Here is a 1,421-nt window from a genome sequence, read left to right on the forward strand (position 1 = left end):
CCGGTCACGTCCGCTTGCGTGGTGTAGGAACGGCCAGCGTTTGATCCAGTCGGGTTGATGTTAGGCGGCTGCTAGTTCGGTGGTGGTGGGCTCGGTGTCGGTTCCCTCGGTCGTGATCAGGGTGAGCCGGGCTTTGGTGAGGATTTCCAGGCCCATGTAGCGGCGACCTTCGGTCCATTCGTCGGTCTGTTCGGCCAGGACGGCGCCGACGAGGCGGATGATGGCTGCCCGGTTAGGGAAGATCCCGACGACGTCGGTGCGGCGGCGGATCTCCTTGTTGAGTCGTTCCTGCGGGTTGTTGGACCAGATCTGGCGCCAGATTTCGCGGGGGAAAGCGGTGAAGGCCAGCAGGTCGGGTCGGGCGTCGTCGAGATGTTCGGCCGCGGTGGGGAAGCGTTCGGCGATCGTGGCCACGGCGCGGGTGTACTGGGCTTGGACGCTGTCGGTGTCTGGCTGGTCGAAGATCGTGCGGACCAGGGTGGCCACCCACGGCTGGGCGGCTTTGGGCACCTTGGTGAGCAGATTGCGCAGGTAGTGGGTGCGGCAGCGTTGCCAGCTGGCGCCGGGCAGCGCAGCCCCGATGGCCGAGACCAGGCCGCGGTGAGCGTCGGAGACCACGAGACGGACCCCGGACAGGCCTCGAGCTGTCAGGGAGCGCAGGAAGGCCAGCCAGCCGGCGCCGTCCTCGTCGGAGGCCACCTCCAGGCCCAGCACTTCCCGGCCGCCGTCGGCGTTGACGCCGACCGCGACCAGGGCGTGGACATTGACGATCCGGCCGTGCTCGCGGACCTTGACCACGAGGGCGTCTAGCCAGACGAACGTGTAATGCGCAGCATCCAGCGGCCGATTGCGGAACGCCTCAACCTGAGTGTCGAGGTGGGCGGACATCTCCGAGACCTGGCTCTTGGACAACGAGGCGATCCCGAGCTGCTCGACCAGTTTCTCCACGCGCCGGGTCGAGACCCCGAGCAGATAAGCCGTGGCCACCACCGACACGAGAGCCTGTTCAGCGCGGCGGCGGTGCTGCAGCAGCCAGTCCGGGAAATACGAGCCGTGGCGCAGCTTCGGAATCGCCAGCTCGACCGTGCCGGCCCGGGTATCCCACTCCCGTGTCCGGTAGCCGTTGCGTTGGTTGACCCGCTCGTCGCTGCGCTCGCCGTACCCGGCCCCGCACAGCGTCTCGGCCTCAGCGGCCATCAACGCCTCGGCGAACGTCTTGACCATCGCCCGCAACAGATCGGGTGACGCGGACTCGATGTGCTCGCGCAGGAACGCGGCACCATCCACACTCACAGGTGCGGCCATCGCTTGATCTCTCCTTCGTTGACTTAGCCGTTTCGAAGGATCAAGCGGTGGCCGTTCCCATCCACCCCATCCCACCCAAAGTGGGCGAGTCGTACACCATCTCCGTGGACGTGACC

1 protein-coding gene is annotated in these 1,421 nt (G+C 66.9%); it reads right to left on the reverse strand.

The window, feature by feature from the left end; genetic code table 11:
- Positions 1 to 60: 60 nt before the first annotated feature.
- Positions 61 to 1,305, reverse strand: a complete 1,245-nt coding sequence (locus Air01nite_RS40825; protein ID WP_203708905.1) for an IS256 family transposase — start codon at positions 1,303 to 1,305, stop codon at positions 61 to 63.
- Between the last annotated feature and the right edge of the window lie 116 nt (positions 1,306 to 1,421).

Origin of the sequence: Asanoa iriomotensis, from assembly GCF_016862515.1 — a bacterium.
Classification (GTDB): Bacteria; Actinomycetota; Actinomycetes; order Mycobacteriales; family Micromonosporaceae; genus Asanoa; species Asanoa iriomotensis.